The organism is Kribbella sp. NPDC104740, from assembly GCF_055583505.1.
The window spans coordinates 280,579-297,547 of the sequence record NZ_JBVJNV010000002.1; the positions used below are offsets into that span (position 1 = coordinate 280,579).

Genomic DNA, 16,969 nt, shown 5'->3' on the forward strand with positions numbered 1-16,969 from the left:
GCAAGAGTTCTTGCAGATTACGGATTGAGCGCGAAACAATCTCCACCCAGTCGGTAGACATATCCACATCGTGAGAATGCATCTCGCGATGCAGGATAGGGAGTTGATTTGTCAGTCGCCTGCGCTGATGGTTGTGAGCATGCTCGCTGCCCGGACCACCCACCTCGTAGGTCGCATTCATGTCGACCTCGGGCGGATGCGCAGCGCCATCTGTTGTCCTTCGATGATCTGACAGCCACCCTGCCCGGGCCCCTCACGGCCCCCTGATCACCTGATCAACCGCTGGGTGCGCACCGCGCAGACCGGATCGAACCGACGACGTTTCGAGCCTCCATCGCGAGAGCGCACCTGTCTGTAGAGACAAGGACACGCCCCCAGATGACTGGCGTCACCTCTGCACCCAGAACTGATCCTCCGCGTAAACCCGCCCGTCCCCGCAAGGGCAAGGGTGAAGGTCAGTGGGCGCTCGGCTACCGCGAGCCGCTGAACAAGAACGAGGAGAACAAGAAGAACGACGACGGCCTGAACGTCCGGGCCCGGATCGAGAACATCTACGCCCACGGCGGGTTCGACTCGATCGACCCGGCCGACCTGCGTGGCCGTTTCCGCTGGTGGGGTCTCTACACCCAGCGCAAGCCCGGGATCGACGGGGGCAAGACCGCGACCCTGGAGCCGGAGGAGCTGGACGACAAGTACTTCATGCTCCGGGTCCGGATCGAGGGCGGTCAGCTCACCACGGAGCAGCTCGAGGTGATCGCCGAGGTGTCCAGCACCTACGCGCGCGACACCGCCGACATCACCGACCGGCAGAACATCCAGCTGCACTGGATCCGGGTCGAGGACGTGCCGGCGATCTGGGAGAAGCTCGAGGCGGTCGGGCTCTACACGACTGAGGCCTGCGGCGACGTCCCGCGGGTCATCATCTCCAGCCCGGTGGCGGGGATCGCCGCCGACGAGATCATCGACCCGACCCCGGCGGTCGACGAGATCGTCGAGAAGTACATCGGCAGCACCGAGTTCTCCAACCTGCCGCGCAAGTTCAAGACCGCGATGACCGGCCACCCGTCGCACGACGTGGTGCCCGAGGTGAACGACATCAGCTTCGTCGGCGTCGTGCACCCCGAGCACGGCCCGGGCTTCGACCTGTGGGTCGGCGGCGGCCTGTCCACCACCCCGATGCTCGCTCAGCGCGTCGGGGCCTGGATCCCGATCGACGAGGTGCACCTGGCCTGGAAGGGCGTCGTCAGCATCTTCCGCGACTACGGCTACCGCCGGCTGCGGAACCGGGCCCGCCTGAAGTACCTGGTCGCCGACTGGGGCATCGACAAGTTCCGCGAGGTGCTGGAGTCGGACAAGTACCTCGGCCGGAAGCTGATCGACGGCCCGGCGCCCGAGGTGCCCGCCGTCCAGGGTGACCACGTCGGCGTGCACCGGCAGAAGGACGGCCTGTACTACGTCGGCGTCGCGCCGGTCGTCGGCCGGGTCTCCGGATCCCAGCTGTCGCAGCTCGCGAAGGTCGTCGCCGCGCACGGCTCGGACCGGATCCGGACCACCGCGCAGCAGAAGCTGATCGTGCTGGACGTCCCGGAGGCCAAGGTCGAGTCGCTGGTCGCCCAGCTGGCCGACCTCGGGTTCCAGGCCCGGCCGTCGGGCTGGCGGCGGAACACGATGGCCTGCACCGGGATCGAGTTCTGCAAGCTCGCGATCGTCGAGACCAAGGCCCGCGCGGCCCAGCTGATCGACGACCTCGAGGAGCGGATCCCCGACCTCGACGTACCGATCACGGTGAACGTGAACGGCTGCCCGAACTCGTGCGCCCGGATCCAGGTCGCCGACATCGGTCTGAAGGGCCAACTGGTGATGGGCCCCGACGGCAACCAGGTTCCCGGCTACCAGGTGCACCTCGGCGGCGGGCTCGGCCTCGACGCCGGCTTCGGCCGCAAGCTGCGCGGTCACAAGGTGACCTCGGACGGGCTCACCGACTACATCGAACGCGTCACCCAGAACTACCTGAAAGAGCGGTCCGAGGGCGAGCGCTTCGCCCAGTGGGTCGTCCGTGCCGAAGAGGAGGCCCTGCAATGAGCGAGCGTGCTGCACCTCTCTACTGCCCGTACTGCGGGGACGAGGACCTTCGTCCGTCGGAGGAAGGGCACGGCGCCTGGGAGTGCCGGCCATGTGCACGGGTGTTCCAGCTCAAGATGATCGGACTGCGGGTGACGGTGGAATGAGTACAGACCTGAAGACGCTCGCCGAGGAGGCGAACGAACGACTAGCCGATGCCTCGGCGCAAGAGGTACTGGCCTGGGCGCACGAGACCTTCGGCCCCGAGCTGGTGGTGACCGCGTCGATGGCCGACGGGGCGCTCCCGCACCTGGCCGCCGAGGTTGCCCCCGGCATCGACGTGCTGTTCCTCGACACCGGCTACCACTTCGTCGAGACGATCGGCACCCGGGACGCGGTCGCCGCGACGCTGCCGATCAACCTGATCAACGCGACCCCGAAGCAGACCGTCGCCGAGCAGGACGCGGAGTACGGCAAGGACCTGTTCGCGACCGCGCCGGACAAGTGCTGCGCGCTGCGCAAGGTCGAGCCGCTGAACCGGGTGCTGTCCGGTTACAAGGCCTGGGTCACCGGCGTACGCCGGGAGGAGGCGCCGACCCGCGCCAACACCCAGGTCGTCGAGTACGACGAGAAGCGCGACATGGTCAAGCTGAACCCGATCGCGCCGTGGACCCAGGACGACCTGGACGGCTACATCAACGACAACGGCGTCCTGGTCAACCTGCTCCAGTACGACGGCTACCCGTCGATCGGCTGCCAGCCGTGCACCAAGCAGGTCGCGCCGGGCGAAGACCCGCGCAGCGGCCGCTGGGCCGGCCAGGGCAAGATCGAATGCGGGCTCCACACATGAGCGGGACAGCGGTGGTCACCGAGCTGGACGCCTTGGAGAGCGAGTCGATCCACGTGTTCCGCGAGGTGGCGGCGGAGTTCGAGCGGCCGGTGATCCTGTTCTCCGGCGGCAAGGACTCGATCGTGATGCTGCACCTGGCGCGGAAGGCGTTCGCGCCGGCCGGCGTACCGTTCAGCCTGCTGCACGTCGACACCGGGCACAACTTCCCGGAGGTGCTCGACTACCGCGACGCGACCGTCGGCGCGCTCGGGCTGCGGCTCGAGGTCGCCAAGGTCGAGGACTACCTGGCCGACGGCCGGCTGCGGGAGCGCAACGACGGCACCCGCAACCAGCTGCAGACCGTCCCGCTGCTGGACGCGATCAACGCGCACCGCTTCGACGCCGTCTTCGGCGGCGGGCGGCGCGACGAGGAGCGCGCCCGGGCCAAGGAGCGGATCTTCAGCCTGCGCGACGAGTTCGGCCAGTGGGACCCGCGCAACCAGCGCCCCGAGCTGTGGTCGCTGTACAACGGCAAGCACCGGCCGGGCGAGCACGTCCGGGTGTTCCCGCTGTCGAACTGGACCGAGCTGGACATCTGGAGCTACATCGCCCGCGAGGAGATCCCGCTCCCGAGCATCTACTACGCCCACGAGCGGGACGTGTTCGAGCGCGACGGCATGCTGCTTGCCGTCGGCCCCTACTCGCAGCCGCGCTCCGGCGAGACCGTCGAGCAGCGCGTGGTCCGGTACCGGACCGTCGGTGACATGTCCTGCACCGGCGCCGTCGCCTCGACCGCGGTCTCCCCGGCGGAGGTCGTGATCGAGGTCGCGGCCAGCGAGATCACCGAGCGCGGGGCGACCCGCGCCGACGACCGGGCCAGCGAGGCCGCCATGGAAGACCGCAAGCGGGAGGGGTACTTCTGATGAGCACCACTCAAGCAGCGGTCGCCGAGCTCGAGCAGCTCGCCCAGCGCAGGTTGTTGCGGCTGGCAACGGCCGGGTCCGTGGACGACGGCAAGTCGACGCTGGTCGGCCGGCTGCTGCACGACTGCAAGGCGATCCTCGCCGACCAGATCGCGCACGTGCAGACCGTGTCCGAGGCGCGCGGCGGCGACTTCGACTTCGCGCTGCTCACCGACGGCCTGCGGGCCGAGCGCGAGCAGGGCATCACCATCGACGTCGCCTACCGGTACTTCGCGACCGACAAGCGCTCGTTCATCCTGGCCGACTGCCCCGGGCACGTGCAGTACACCCGGAACACGGTCACCGGCGCCTCGACCGCCGACGTCGTGATCATCCTGGTCGACGCGCGGCACGGCGTACTGGAGCAGACGCGGCGGCACCTGGCCGTCGCCGGGCTGCTCCGCGTCCCGCACGTCGTCCTGGCCGTGAACAAGATCGACCTGGTCGGCTACGACGAGGCCGTCTTCCGCGGCATCAGCAAGGACGTCTCCGAGCTCGCCGACCAGCTCGGCATCGCCGACGTCCAGGCGATCCCGGTCTCGGCGCTGGTCGGCGACAACGTCGTCGAGCACTCCGCGACCACCTCCTGGTACGACGGCCCGACGCTGCTGGAGTTCCTGGAGAGCGCTTCCGGGCGCTCCGACGCCTCCGGCCAGCCGCTGCGCTTCCCGGTCCAGTACGTGATCCGCCCGCAGACCGACAACCAGTACCGCGACTACCGCGGCTACACCGGAACGGTTGCCTCCGGCACCGTCTCGGTCGGCGACCAGGTGATCGTGCTGCCGGCCGGACGCCGTACGTCGGTGGCCGGCATCGACCGCGCCGTGGTCAGCGCGACCGCGACCGCGGTCGCCGAGCGCCCCTCGGCCGTCGCCGGAGAGGCCGTCACGGTACGGCTCGCCGACGACATCGACGTGGCCCGCGGCTCAGTCATCGTCGCCGCCGACTCCTCCCCCGGCACCCGTCGGGAGCTGTCGGCCACCGTGTGCTGGCTGTCCGACCGCCCGCTGTCGGTGGGCGCCCGGCTGCTGATCAAGCACACCACCACGACCGCCCAGGCCATCGTCACCAAGATCAACGGGGTCCTCGACCTCGACACGCTCGGAGTCATCGACGCCGCCGGGCTCGACCTGAACGACATCGGCAAGGTGCAGCTCAAGATCGCCGCACCGCTGGCCGCCGATCCGTACGCCAGCAACACCATCACCGGATCCTTCCTGCTGATCGACGCCCACGACGGGTGGACGCTCGCGGCCGGCATGATCGACGAAGAAGAAGGGGAACTGCTGTGACCGCTCCTGCGCTCGTAGTCCTCGCCCACGGCAGCCGCGACCCGCGCTCGGCCGCCACCGTCCACTCGCTGGTCTCGTGCCTGCGGGAGATGCGTGACGACCTGCGGATCGAAGCCTCCTTCCTCGACCACTGCCCGCCCACGCCGTACCAGGTGATCGGCAAGCTCGCCGCCGAAGGGGTCGAGGAGGTCGTGATCCTGCCGCTGCTGCTGTCGACCGCCTTCCACGCCCGCGTCGACATCCCGGCGGTCGTCGACGAGGCGCGCAGCCGGTTCCCCGATCTGCGGATCATCGCCTCCGACGTGCTCGGGTACGACGAGACGCTGCTCGACGTGCTCGACCGGCGGATGCGCGCCGAGCTCAAGGACGGGCGGGTGCGGGAGCTCGACGCGCTCGTACTGGCCTGCGCCGGCTCCAGCGACGCGCAGGCGAACGCGGCCGTGACCCGGCTCGCGCGGCTGTGGGGCCAGCGGCACAAGCTGCCGGTCACCGCGGCGTTCACCACCGCCGCGTCGCCGAGCCCGGCCGAGGCCGTGCTGCAGTGGCGGCTGGAGGGCCGCCGGCACGTTGCCGTGGGCTCCTTCTTCCTTGCCCCCGGCGTGCTTCCGGACCGCGCCGAGACGACCGCCCGCAAGGCGGGTGCCGTCGCGGTCTCCCGCCCGCTGGGTGTCAGCGCCGAGGTCGCGCGCCTGGTGATGCTCCGGTACGGCGTCGCCGGCCTCGACCTGCTCACGCTGGCTGCCCCGGCCCCGCGCCCGCAGCTGGTCCGCACCGCCTGATCTGCACAGACAAGTACCGGGTGTCCTTCGGGGCGCCCGGTACTTGTTGCTGGCACCATCGACTGCATGACCGCCGGTGAACTGACTCGCTCGCGCCTGCTGCCGATGCGCCCCCGTGACCCCGAAGAGCCCGGCCGGACGGCGTCCTCGCTGGAGCTGTTCTTCGACCTCGTGTTCGTGGTGGCGGTGAGCATCGCCGCCGTGCAGCTGCACCACTCGCTCACCGAGAAGCACGTGCTCGACGGGCTCGCGTCGTACGCGATGGTGTTCTTCGGGATCTGGTGGGCCTGGATGAACTTCACCTGGTTCGCCACGTCGTTCGCCACCGACGACTGGCTCTACCGGGTGCTCACCTTCGTGCAGATGGGCGGCGTGCTCGTCTTCGCCGCGGGCATCGAGCCCGCCTTCGAGAACGACTTCCGGATCCTCGTCCTCGCGTACGTCGTGATGCGGGTGGCGATGATCGCGCAATGGCTGCGTGCCTCCCGCTCGCCCGGCGAGCTGCGCCGGACGACGCTGCTGTACGCCGGCGGGATCGCGATCTGCCAGGTGCTGTGGCTGCTCTGGCTGCTGATGTCCGGGCCGTTCGCGGTCGCGTTCCTGTTCGTGCTGATCGCGGCCGAGATCTCGGTCCCGGTGGTCGCGGAGAAGTTCGGCGGTCGGACGACGCCGTGGCACCCGCACCACATCACCGAGCGGTACGGGCTGTTCACGCTGATCCTGCTCGGCGAGAGCCTGCTGGCCTCGGCGAACGCGATCATCGAGGCCGTGCACGAGCACGAGTCGCTGCCGTCGCTGGTCGCGATCTCGGTGCTGACGCTGGTCGTCACCGCGGCGCTGTGGTGGATCTACTTCTGGCCGCCGCACCACCACGCGATCACTTCCTTCGCCCGCTCGCTGCGCTACGGCTACGTGCACTACTTCGTGTTCGCCGCGGCCGGCGCGTTCTCGGCCGGCATCGAGGTCGAGATCGACGTCCTCACCCACCACAGCAAGCTCAGCGAGGCCGCCGCGTCCTTCACGGTGACGGTCCCGGTCGCCGTCTTCGTCCTCGGCATCTGGTGGATCGCCCTCCGCGAGAACGCCGACCGCGTCGTCAACACGGTCCTCCCCCTCGGCGTCGTGGTGGTCCTGCTCGACCCGGTCCTGCCGTTCCCGTTCGCGCTCACCGCGGTGGTGATGGCGGTGCTGGTCGCCGTACTGGTCGTGCGACCGCCGACGTCCACCACCCACCAAGTCGTCTGACCGCCAGGTCCGTGCGCTCAGCCGCCGCTCGCGGGCGGGGGTTGGTGGGTGGTGGACGTCGGCGTGAACCGGCGCGGGTCGAGGAACGTGGTGTCGCAGTACGTCGGTTCGTCCAGGGTGAGCTGAGCGAGGAGCTCGCCGAGGCCGGCGGCGTGTTTGAAGCCGTGGCCGGAGTCGCCGCCGGCGATGACCAGGCGGTCGGTGTCGCCAGGGTGGCCGATCAGGAACTGGCCGTCGGGTGAGTCGGTGACGATGCACGGGAGGAGTTTCACCGGGAGCGGGTCGAGGCCGGGGAACGCCTCGGAGACAGCCGCCGAGATCTCGTCGACGTCGGCGCGGGGGTGGACGTAGCGGTCGACCTCGTCGGCGTCGGCGAACGGGGTGCCGGCGACGTGGCCGTCGTGCTCGAGGCCGAGCTTCACGCCGTAGCCGTCGCCGGAGCCGTGGCCCCAGAAGCCGATGCCGCCGGAGCGCTGCCAGATGAACGCGGGGAAGCGCTCCAGCGTGAACTCGTTCGATCCCGGGTCCCGGGGCTCGAACCAGTACAGCGGCGTACGCCGCGGGACGAGCGGGAGGCCGGGGACGACCTTGCCGAGCCAGGCGCCGGTGGCGACGACGGCACGCTGGGCGCGGATCTCGACCGTCGGCGTACGGACCAGGACGCCGTCGCGCTCGACCTCGACCGCGGTGACCAGCGTGTGCGCGAACACCTTCGCGCCCAATTGCCGCGCGGCCTCGACCTGCGCGCGCACGATCGGCTCCGGGAAGCACAGGCCCGCGCCGGGATCCCACACCCCGACGTCGTCCGCGCCGAGCGCGCCGTACTGCGGCTGACGCGCGACCAAAGCAGCGTGGTCCAGCTCTTCGACCGGTACGCCGGCAGCGCGCGCCGCCGCGAGCGCTCCGGCCACCGGCTCGCTCCCCGGCGGACCGGCGTTGAGCGAGCCGGTCTGCTCGATCAGCACCTCACCGGTCTGCGCGCCCAGGTCGGTCCACAGCGCGAGCGACTTCTGCGCGATCGGCGGGAGTCCCGGGTGCTCCATGCAGGCGATCCGGAACAGCCGCGTGATCCCGTGCGACGAACCGAGCGCGTGCCCGATCGCCTGCCGCTCGATCCCGATCACATCAGCGCCGCGCGCCGCCAATCGCCAGAGCGCGGCCGATCCGAACGCGCCGAGCCCGACCACCACGACGTCGGTCCGCAAGGTCTCCATCGCACGCTCCCAGGTCGGCGGTCACCCCCAGGTGAGCGGGTCCAGCTGGAGGTAGAAGGCGAGCCGGCGCTGATCCGGCTCCTCCAGACCGTACTCGCGCAGGAATGCCTCCGCAGGCAGATCCCACTCGTCGAGCAGCTGCGTGACCATCAGCGCGAGATCGCTGTACCGGTCGGAGAGGCCGAGCCGGCCGAGGTCGATGAAGCCGGTCAGCTCAAGCGTCTCCGGGTCGAGCAGGATGTTCGGCAGGCAGGCGTCGCCGTGGCAGACGACGAGCTCGGCGGTCTTCTCGGCGTACGGCTGCTCGTTCTTGACGCGCTGCAGCAGCTCCTCGGGCCGATACTGCCGGTCCTCGTCCCGGAGGAAGTCCGGGTTCACAGCACCACGCCGTACGACGTCCGCCGCCTGGTCGACGACCTCGCTGAGCGGCCGTGTGAACGGGCAGTCGGGCAGCTCGTGCAGGTCTCGGAGCGCGGCCGAGATCACAGGGAGCGCTCTCTGGCGTTTCTCGACCGGCAGGTCGATCGCGGGAACGCCAGGCACAGCGGTCGTCACCATGCGCGCGCCGTCGCCCGACTCGCTCCAGTCCAGAACCCGAGCGCCAGGCATCCCGGTCCCGGCCAGCCAGAGCACGCGATCGCGCTCAGCCCGCAGCTCCTCGACGCCGTGCGCCGGCGCGATCTTCGCGTACGCCGTACCGTCCGCTCGCCGGAAGACCTCGGTGTCCGACTCCCCCGAGTCGACCGGCAACCACTCAGGTGGTGGCAAGTCGTGCCTTCTCGCCCTCGACGTCGAAGTCGGCCTTCGGCCACTCGGGATCGAGATCGCGCAGCGTCTCGGTCAGCAGCGTCGTGACCGCCCAGTTCCGGTACCACTTGCGGTCGCTCGGGATCACGTACCAGGGCGCCGCCGGGCCGTTGCAGTTCTCCAGCGCGGCCTGGTAGGCGTCGGCGTACGCCGGCCAGAGCTCGCGCTCGTCGATGTCGCCCGGGTTGTACTTCCAGTACTTCGTCGGGTCGTCGAGCCGGGCCGCGAGCCGTTCCTTCTGCTGGTCGGCGGAGATGTGCAGGAAGCACTTCAGGATCGTCACGCCGCTCGCGGCCAGCTCGGCCTCGAACTCGTTGATCTGCTCGTAGCGCCGGGTCCAGACCGGCGGGGCGACCAGGTTCCGCACCCGGGCGATCAGCACGTCCTCGTAGTGCGACCGGTCGAAGATCCCGATCATGCCCGGGCCGGGCAGCGCCTGCCGGATCCGCCAGAGGAACCCGCGCCGCTTCTCGGCCGGCGTCGGCGCCTTGAACGAGGTGATCCGCAGCCCCTGCGGGTCCATCAGTCCCGCGCCGTGCCGGATCACACCGCCCTTGCCGGAGGTGTCCATCCCCTGCAGCACCAGCAGCACCGACCGGTGGCCACCCTTGCGCCCTTCGGCGAAGAGCCGCTCCTGCCAGTCCGACACCTCGGCCCCGAGCGCGTCGAGGGCGACCTTACCGTCGTCCTTCGACCCGTCGAACCCGGTCGTCGCCCGGGTGTCGTAAGCGCTCAGGTCCACCGGTCCCGTGGGCACCCGTAACGCGTCCAGCAGCTTGGCACCTGACCCGTCAGCCTTTTTCTTCGCCATGACAACATCCTGCCCCATCCCCACCGGCAAACCGGTGAGGACAGGGCAGGAGGCGGTGCGACGTCAGCGCGTGGTGACCGCGCTGCCGAGGTCCCAGCTGATCGACGTCGAGTACAGCGAGAAGCGGTAGTCCCGCACCTTGCTGTACTTGTACGAAAGGCTGACCTCACCCTTCGAGTTCGTCCACAGGCCGCCCTTGAGGGTCTGCCAGGTGGTCGAGCCCTTCTCCCGGAACTGGAAGACGCCGGCGGCGGACCGCTTGAAGTAGTTGTTGTTCGTCACCGAGTACAGCAGCGAGGTCCCCTTGAGGGTGACCACGTCCGCCTTCCGCGACGACGAGATCCACGCACCGGCCGCGAGCTTGACGGTGACCGCGACGTTGTTCTGGGTGAACTCGGTCCCGTCGGGGTTGCCGCTGCCGATGCCGTACCAGGTCTGGTTGCCGATCGGGTGGTCGGACGGCACGACCCACTGCCCCTTGCCCTGGGGATCGGTCGGGTGGAACAGCATGCCGTTGACGTCACCCAGGCTGGGGTGATCGAGCAGCCAGCCCGACACGTTGCCCTGGATGTTGCAGCCACCGGTGCGCTTGCCGTACAGGGTGATGACGGGCTTGCCGATCGCGACGCGGGTCGGCACGGACAGCGTGCACTGGCCTGCCGCCTCGACGGAACTCGCGGCTCCCTTGAGGGTCGACGGCATCACCGGGCCAGGGCGGGCGGCCGAGGCCGAGAGCGGCGCGGCGGCCGCGAGGCCCACGACGGCAACGGCGGCCGTCAGGGTACGACGAATCATTCGATGTACTCCTTGTGTCATGCGTGATGGCACTGGGACCCCCCTCAGCACCGACGATGCCCGGAGCGTAGTGGGCGGACAGGGTCGTCCCGACCGCCCGCGCCGCCGAGTGAGACCAGGCTCACCGGCGGATTGCAGCTTGGTGCAACAGTCAGTCCATCCCCACGTGCGCGAGCGCGATCAGACGCGACAGCGCACGCAGGTACTTCTTGCGATACCCACCCTTGAGCATCGGCTCAGGAAACAACCGGTCGAGCGGCAGACCGCTGTGCAGCAACGGAATGTCGCGGTCGTACATCCGGTCGGCGAGCACCACCAAGCGCAGCGCGATGTTCTCGTCCGTGAGCTCGCGGACTTCGGTGATTCCGACGGTTTCGACGCCGTCGAGCAGTGCGCCGTACTTGCTCGGGTGGAGCTCGCCGAGGTGGTGGTAGAGGTCGACGAAGTGGTCGCTCGACGCGTTCGCGCGTGCGGCGGCGGCGTCCTCGACGGCCGCGTCGGTCCACGGCGTGGGCGCGATCGGCAGGCCGCGGTGCCGGTAGTCGGGGCCGTCGATCCGGCGTACGTCGAAGTGCCCGGACAACGCCTGGATCTCGCGCAGGAAGTCGGTGGCCTGGAAGCGGCCCTCGCCGAGCTTGTCGGGCAGGGTGTTCGAGGTCGCCGCCAGCTGCACGCCGGCGTCGACGAGCTGCCGCAGCAGCCGCGAGATCAGGACCGTATCCCCGGGGTCGTCGAGCTCGAACTCGTCGATGCAGATCAGCCGGTACGCCGACAGCTGCTCGACCGCGGTCCGCATCCCGAGCGCGCCGACGAGGTTGGTCAGCTCGACGAACGTGCAGTACATCTTCGGCCCGGACGACTCGTGCCACAGCGATGCCAGCAGATGCGTCTTGCCGACCCCGAAGCCGCCGTCCAGGTAGATCCCCGGCTTCCCGGTCTCGGGAGCAGCCCGCCGCCACCACGACTTCTGCCGCCGCGGCTCGGCGAGCACACTCCCCCGCTCGACCAGTACGCCGAGGGCTTCGGCTTGGCTCGGCTCCCCCGCCGCCGGCCGGTACGTCGCGAACCGCACGTCCGCGAACCGCGGTGGCGGCACACACTCCGAGAGCAGCCGGTCCGGACTCACCTCCGGCCGTCGCTCGACCAATCGGATCGGCATGCCGCCACCCTACGGTTCGCTCCGCCGGTTCAGCGGTGCCGGGTCAGCCGATGTGCGGGCGGTGGCCCTTCTCCTGGTGCGGGACCTTCTGGTTGCTTCCCGGCAGCGGCGGGAGCGGGAGCTGCGCGGCCTGGTACTGCGCGAGGTTGTACTGCCCGGTGGTGTCCGGCAGCGTCGGCGCGTGCTTCTTGGAGTCGCCGAACCGGAAGGCGCCGGTCAGGTCGCCGACGGTTTCCCGGCGCCAGCGGCTGATGTTGGTCTCCTTCACCCCGGTGATGTGCTCGAGGAACCGCAGCTGCGAGGTGTGGTCCGAGGTCTCGGAGAACACGTACCCGCCGGTCGTCCAGGGCGACACGATGATGCACGGCACCCGGAAGCCGAGCCCGATCGGCAGGCCGCCGCCGTCGACGCCGGTGTTGGAGGTCTTGTGGACGAACTCGTCCGGCGTACCGGGCTTCGGGGTCTTCGGGACGACGTGGTCGAAGTACCCGTCGTTCTCGTCGTACGACAGGATGAAGACGGTCTTGGCCCAGACCTCCGGGTTGGCGGCGATCGCGTCGATTTTGCCCGCGACGAAGGTCGCCCCGGCGGCCGGCAGCGACGCCGGATGCTCGTCGAAGCCGGACGGCGGCAGGATCCAGCTGACCGTGGGCAGCTGGTCGTTCATCGCGTCGTACTCGAACTGACCCATCGGCGGCGTCACCATGCCGTGCTCGTAGAGCGGGTCGCCGGGCTGCGCGCTGCCGAACTGCTTCCACTTGGTGATCGACGCGGCGCCGGTCTGGCCGCCGGGCTGGCGGTAGATCTTCCAGCTGACGCCGGCCTCCTGCAGCCGCTCCGGGTAGGTCTTCCAGCTGAACTGGTTGGCCGGTCCGCCGGTGGTGAGCGACGGTCCGCCGGCCAGGCCGTTCGGGTCGATGGTGCCCGACATCCACATGTGCCGGTTCGGCGCGGTCGGGCCGAGCACCGAGCAGTGGTAGCCGTCGAGCAGCGTGAACGCCTCGGCCAGCGCGAACTGGAAGGGCAGGTCCTCGCGGGTGTAGTACCCCATCGTGTACTGGCCGTTGACCTCGCCGTCGGCGGCCCGGTGCGCGGGCACCCAGTTGTCGTTGCGGCCGCCGTTGAGCGCCTGGTGCTGGACCGCCCACTCGTGGCTGGTCGACGGGATCGCCTGCGCGGCGGTGAACTTGGTGTTCAGCCGGAACGGGAGCAGGTAGCCGTCGGGGTTCGACGGGTCCGGCTGGAAGAAGACGTTGCGGCCGTTCGGCAGCCGGGCGGCGTGCGGGTCGTCGAACCCGCGGACGCCGTTCAGCGTGCCGTAGTACTGGTCGAAGCTGCGGTTCTCCTGCATCAGCATCACGACGTGCTTGATGTCCTTCAGCCCACCGTGCTTCGGCGCCGGCTGGGCCAGCGCGGCCCGCACGTTCGGGGGGAGCGCGAGCGACGCCGCGGCCATCCCCGCGGCGGCCGCGCCGCCACCGATCAACCGCCGCCGGCTGATCCCGGCGGTCGCGTCGGAGGAGTCGTTCATGGAAGCCTCACTTCCGGACGATAGTGCGCCGGACACCCGGCGCCCTTTCACCGTCGAACCGCCACGTGGCAGCCGCAGGTGACCGTGGTGACAGCTGGTTGAACATCCAACGACCAGCAGCAGCGGCGGCCCGCCGGCCGACGGACCACCGGGCGTCCATCCGGAAGCCGGAACGCTCCCATCCGACTCCCGCCCCGGCAACTTCGGCCGAGCCGACCTCTGGCCATCTTTCTTACTTTTTGTTAGGAAGTTGTCATCGGGGACCGCAGCCGGGCTGAACGAGCGAGGAGTCAGCATGCAGGGTGATCGGCAACTCCCATCCACTTTTCGACGACGGACCCTGCTCAAGGGCGCGCTCGGCGGGGCCGCGGCGCTCGGGCTCGGCTCGTCGCTGGCCGCCTGCAGCGACGACAGCGGGTCGAGCAGCAGCGGCGGCAAGGCCGTCGTCCGGGTCTGGTCCTGGTACAGCGACCAGGAGGACCAGTTCCCGAAGCTGATCGAGAAGTTCCAGGCCGCGAACAGCAACATCACCATCGAGAACCGGATCTTCGGCACCCCCGACCAGTACCTGCCGGCCCTGCAGGCCGCGGTCGCCGGCGGCGACGTCCCGGAGATCTTCGCGCCGCACACGAGAGCGCTCACCTACGGCACCGGCGGGATCTCGGCCGACCTGAAGAAGGATCTCGGCGACGACTTCCTGAAGGACTTCTTCGACTCCGCGAACCAGGAGTACACGCTGGACGGCAAGCAGTACGCCGTCGGCTGGATGGCGCAGACCTTCGGCCTGTTCTACAACCCGGACCTGCTGAAGAAGGCCGGTGTCGGCGAGGACGAGATCGAGACCTGGGACGACCTGATCGCGGCCGCGGCCAAGATCAAGGCGATCGGCAAGCACGCGGTCGCGCTCAGCTGCAACCCGACGACGAGCTCGCTGGACTTCTTCCTGCCGCTGCTCACCCAGGTCGCCGACGACCCGACGTTCTACCTGAAGCTCGACCAGCTCCAGGACGGTCTCACCTACGAGGACCCGAAGGTCGTCCAGGCGCTGGAGCTGAACAAGAAGATCGTCGACGGCGGGGTCTTCCAGCCCGGTACGACGGGCACCAGCGGCGAGCAGGTCCCGCAGATCTTCTACACCGAGAAGTCCGCGATGCTGTTCAACGGCTCGTGGTCGCCGCAGGGCCTGTCCAAGGACGCTCCCCCGGCGTTCGCGAAGAAGTACAAGGTGATGAAGACCCCCGCGATCGCGCCGGGCAAGCGGCACTGGTGCGCGAACCAGGCCGGCGCCGGCTGGGCGGTCTCGGAGACCAGCAAGAACAAGGACGCCGCGCTGGAGTTCCTGCGCTTCCTGTACTCCGCCGACCAGTACTCCCCGACCATGAACGACTCGAACTCGATGCCCGCGACCAAGAGCGCCGCCGCCCGGATCGAGCTGCCGATCATGAAGCAGATGACGTCCTGGCTGACCGACGGCGACGGCTGCCCGCACATCCCGTTCGGCCCGGGCTCGGTGGCCGCCGGGGATCCGCTGTCGAAGATCTTCGACGGGACCGGTGAGCCGGCCGCGGTCGCCAAGGAGATGCAGCAGGCGGTGCAGAACGCCAAGGGCGGCTGATCGGGTGGCGACGACAACCACCACGCGGGCCACCGCAGCACCGGTACGGCGTACGCGGGAGAGCCGCTTCGGCTCCCCGCTGCGCCGCTCGCAACGTGTCGCGGGCTACCTGTTCGTGCTGCCCACGTTCGCGCTCTTCCTCGGCTTCGTGCTGTGGCCGATCCTGCGTACGGCGTACCTGAGCCTCACGCGCTGGGGCGGTTTCGGGGAGCCGAAGTTCATCGGGCTGGACAACTACACCCGGATGCTCGGCGACCCGGTCGCGCAGCGGGCGCTGGTCGTCACGCTGGTACTGACCGCGGTGACGACGGTGATCCTGACCTTCCTCGGTCTGCTCACGGCGGTCCTGGTGAACGTCGTGTGGAAGCACGTCGGGGTGCTCGTCCGGACCATCCTGTTCATCCCCGGGATCGTCTCGTTCGTGGTCTCCGGTGTGCTCTGGAAGCTGATCTACGACCCGAACATCGGCACCCTCAACCAGCTGCTCGGCTCGATCGGTCTCGACTCGCTGCAGCACCCCTGGCTCGCCGACCACCGGACCGTGCTGCCGGCGATCGTCCTGGTCACGGTCTGGGGCGGCCTCGGTTTCAACATGCTGATCTTCTTCGCCGGCATCCAGGGCATCGACCCGAGCCTGTACGAGGCCGCCGCGGTCGACGGGGCGAACACCGTGCAGCAGTTCTGGAACATCACCGTGCCGAGCCTGCGGGTGGTGACCGGGCTGGTGGTCAGCCTCGGGCTGCTGAACGGGTTCAAGGCCTTCGACATCATCTACGTGATGACCGGCGGCGGCCCGAACCACGGCAGCGAGGTGCTCGGCACGTACCTGTACTCGCTCGCCTTCGGCTCGACGTCCGGCTCGATCCCGCAGCTCGGGTACGCGAGCGCGTTCAGCGTCGTGACGATGATCCTCTGCACGGTCGCGGTGATCGCGCAGCTCTGGCTGACCCGGAGGGCGGACCGGTGAGCGCTTCCACGGTGCAGCAGGACCGGCGTACGACCGAGCAGCCCAAGCCGTTCCGGTTCCCGCTCGGGAAGAGCTTCGCGGCGTTCGTGCTGGCGCCGTTCTGCGTGCTGATGGCGTTCCCGTTCGTCTGGATGCTGCTCACCTCGCTGCGCGAGCCGAGCACGATCTTCGGCGGGCCGGTGATCCCGGACAAGCTCACCTTCCAGGGCTACTCGACGGCGTGGACCAAGATCGAGTTCCCGCTGCACTTCTGGAACAGCCTCTGGATCACCTCGGTGACCGTGATCGGCGTCCTGGTCTTCGCGACGCTCAGCGGGTACGCGTTCGCCAAGCTCGACTTCCCGTTCCGCAACACGCTGTTCGTACTGCTGCTGACCACGCTGATGATGCCGTCGACGGCGCTGATCATCCCGCTCTACCTGCAGCTCAAGACGCTCGGGCTGCTGGACACCCAGACCGGTCTGCTGGTGCTCTACATCTCCGGGTCGGCGCCGTTCGCGATGTTCCTGATGCGGGCGTTCTTCCAGACCCTGCCGGACGAGCTGATCGAGGCCGCCCGGGTCGACGGCGGCTCCGAGCTGGTGATCTTCTGGCGGGTGATCCTGCCGCTGACCCGGCCCGGGATCGCGACCGTGGTGATCTTCCAGTTCCTGCAGACCTGGAACGAGTTCCTGATCGCCAACACCGTGCTGCGCGACACCGACGCGCTGCCGCTGCAGCCGGTGCTGTTCACGCTGATGGGCCAGTACTCGACCAACTGGCCGGCGCTGACCGCCGGTCTCACCCTGTCCGTCGTCCCGGTCGTCATCGTCTATGTCCGGATGCAGCGCCAGTTCGTCGCCGGGATGATGCTCGGCGCCGTCAAGAACTGACTCCCCCACCTCTCGTCGTACCTAAGGAGA

At 69.2% G+C, this 16,969-nt stretch carries 15 protein-coding genes; 9 read left to right on the top strand and 6 right to left on the bottom strand.

Annotated features, from left to right (window positions below; genetic code table 11):
- Positions 1-378 precede the first annotated feature (378 nt).
- The 6 genes from ACZ6Z4_RS10965 (at position 379) to ACZ6Z4_RS10990 (ending at position 7,168) form a co-directional block, all read left to right on the top strand.
- Positions 379-2,082, top strand: a complete 1,704-nt coding sequence (locus ACZ6Z4_RS10965; protein ID WP_465561413.1) for a nitrite/sulfite reductase — start codon at positions 379-381, stop codon at positions 2,080-2,082.
- Between the two features lie 142 nt (positions 2,083-2,224).
- Positions 2,225-2,911 carry a phosphoadenylyl-sulfate reductase gene (locus tag ACZ6Z4_RS10970; protein WP_465561416.1) on the top strand — a complete coding sequence of 229 codons (687 nt, stop codon included), beginning with the start codon at positions 2,225-2,227 and terminating at the stop codon, positions 2,909-2,911.
- A complete protein-coding gene (gene cysD / locus ACZ6Z4_RS10975) occupies positions 2,908-3,813 on the top strand; it encodes a sulfate adenylyltransferase subunit CysD (RefSeq protein WP_465561419.1) in 906 nt (301 codons plus the stop codon). The genes ACZ6Z4_RS10970 and cysD overlap by 4 nt, the downstream gene beginning before the upstream one ends.
- Complete coding sequence (locus tag ACZ6Z4_RS10980) at positions 3,813-5,144, top strand: sulfate adenylyltransferase subunit 1 (protein WP_465561423.1); 1,332 nt, start codon at positions 3,813-3,815, stop codon at positions 5,142-5,144. The genes cysD and ACZ6Z4_RS10980 overlap by 1 nt, the downstream gene beginning before the upstream one ends.
- Positions 5,141-5,923, top strand: coding sequence for a sirohydrochlorin chelatase (locus ACZ6Z4_RS10985; protein WP_465561426.1), 783 nt, complete (start codon positions 5,141-5,143; stop codon positions 5,921-5,923). The genes ACZ6Z4_RS10980 and ACZ6Z4_RS10985 overlap by 4 nt, the downstream gene beginning before the upstream one ends.
- 66 nt (positions 5,924-5,989) lie before the next feature.
- Positions 5,990-7,168, top strand: coding sequence for a low temperature requirement protein A (locus tag ACZ6Z4_RS10990; protein WP_465561430.1), 1,179 nt, complete (start codon positions 5,990-5,992; stop codon positions 7,166-7,168).
- Between the two features lie 17 nt (positions 7,169-7,185).
- Here ACZ6Z4_RS10990 and solA read toward each other — a convergent pair whose 3' ends face one another.
- From solA to ACZ6Z4_RS11020, 6 genes are all read right to left on the bottom strand, one after another.
- Positions 7,186-8,382, bottom strand: a complete 1,197-nt coding sequence (gene solA, locus ACZ6Z4_RS10995) for an N-methyl-L-tryptophan oxidase (protein ID WP_465561433.1) — start codon at positions 8,380-8,382, stop codon at positions 7,186-7,188.
- A 21-nt stretch (positions 8,383-8,403) separates the two neighbouring features.
- The gene (locus ACZ6Z4_RS11000) at positions 8,404-9,150 is read right to left on the bottom strand and encodes a phosphotransferase (protein WP_465561436.1); all 747 of its coding nucleotides are present in this window, start codon (positions 9,148-9,150) and stop codon (positions 8,404-8,406) included.
- Positions 9,137-10,000, bottom strand: coding sequence for a PPK2 family polyphosphate kinase (locus ACZ6Z4_RS11005; RefSeq protein WP_465561440.1), 864 nt, complete (start codon positions 9,998-10,000; stop codon positions 9,137-9,139). The genes ACZ6Z4_RS11000 and ACZ6Z4_RS11005 overlap by 14 nt, the downstream gene beginning before the upstream one ends.
- Positions 10,001-10,063: 63 nt before the next feature.
- Complete coding sequence (locus ACZ6Z4_RS11010) at positions 10,064-10,795, bottom strand: hypothetical protein (protein WP_465561443.1); 732 nt, start codon at positions 10,793-10,795, stop codon at positions 10,064-10,066.
- 151 nt (positions 10,796-10,946) lie between these two features.
- Positions 10,947-11,954, bottom strand: coding sequence for a cell division protein ZapE (gene zapE / locus ACZ6Z4_RS11015; protein ID WP_465561446.1), 1,008 nt, complete (start codon positions 11,952-11,954; stop codon positions 10,947-10,949).
- Between the two features lie 43 nt (positions 11,955-11,997).
- A complete protein-coding gene (locus ACZ6Z4_RS11020; protein ID WP_465561450.1) occupies positions 11,998-13,485 on the bottom strand; it encodes an alkaline phosphatase family protein in 1,488 nt (495 codons plus the stop codon).
- Positions 13,486-13,780: 295 nt separating this feature from the next.
- Here ACZ6Z4_RS11020 and ACZ6Z4_RS11025 point away from each other — a divergent pair, with 295 nt between their 5' ends.
- From ACZ6Z4_RS11025 to ACZ6Z4_RS11035, 3 genes are read left to right on the top strand one after another with little or no spacing between them, the layout of a single operon-like run.
- Positions 13,781-15,100, top strand: a complete 1,320-nt coding sequence (locus tag ACZ6Z4_RS11025; RefSeq protein ID WP_465561453.1) for an ABC transporter substrate-binding protein — start codon at positions 13,781-13,783, stop codon at positions 15,098-15,100.
- A 4-nt stretch (positions 15,101-15,104) separates the two neighbouring features.
- Positions 15,105-16,067 (top strand): carbohydrate ABC transporter permease, encoded by a 963-nt coding sequence (locus ACZ6Z4_RS11030; RefSeq protein ID WP_465561455.1) that lies wholly within the window; start codon positions 15,105-15,107, stop codon positions 16,065-16,067.
- Positions 16,064-16,939 carry a carbohydrate ABC transporter permease gene (locus ACZ6Z4_RS11035; RefSeq protein ID WP_465561457.1) on the top strand — a complete coding sequence of 292 codons (876 nt, stop codon included), beginning with the start codon at positions 16,064-16,066 and terminating at the stop codon, positions 16,937-16,939. Before ACZ6Z4_RS11030 ends, ACZ6Z4_RS11035 begins: the two co-directional genes overlap by 4 nt.
- Positions 16,940-16,969 lie beyond the last annotated feature (30 nt).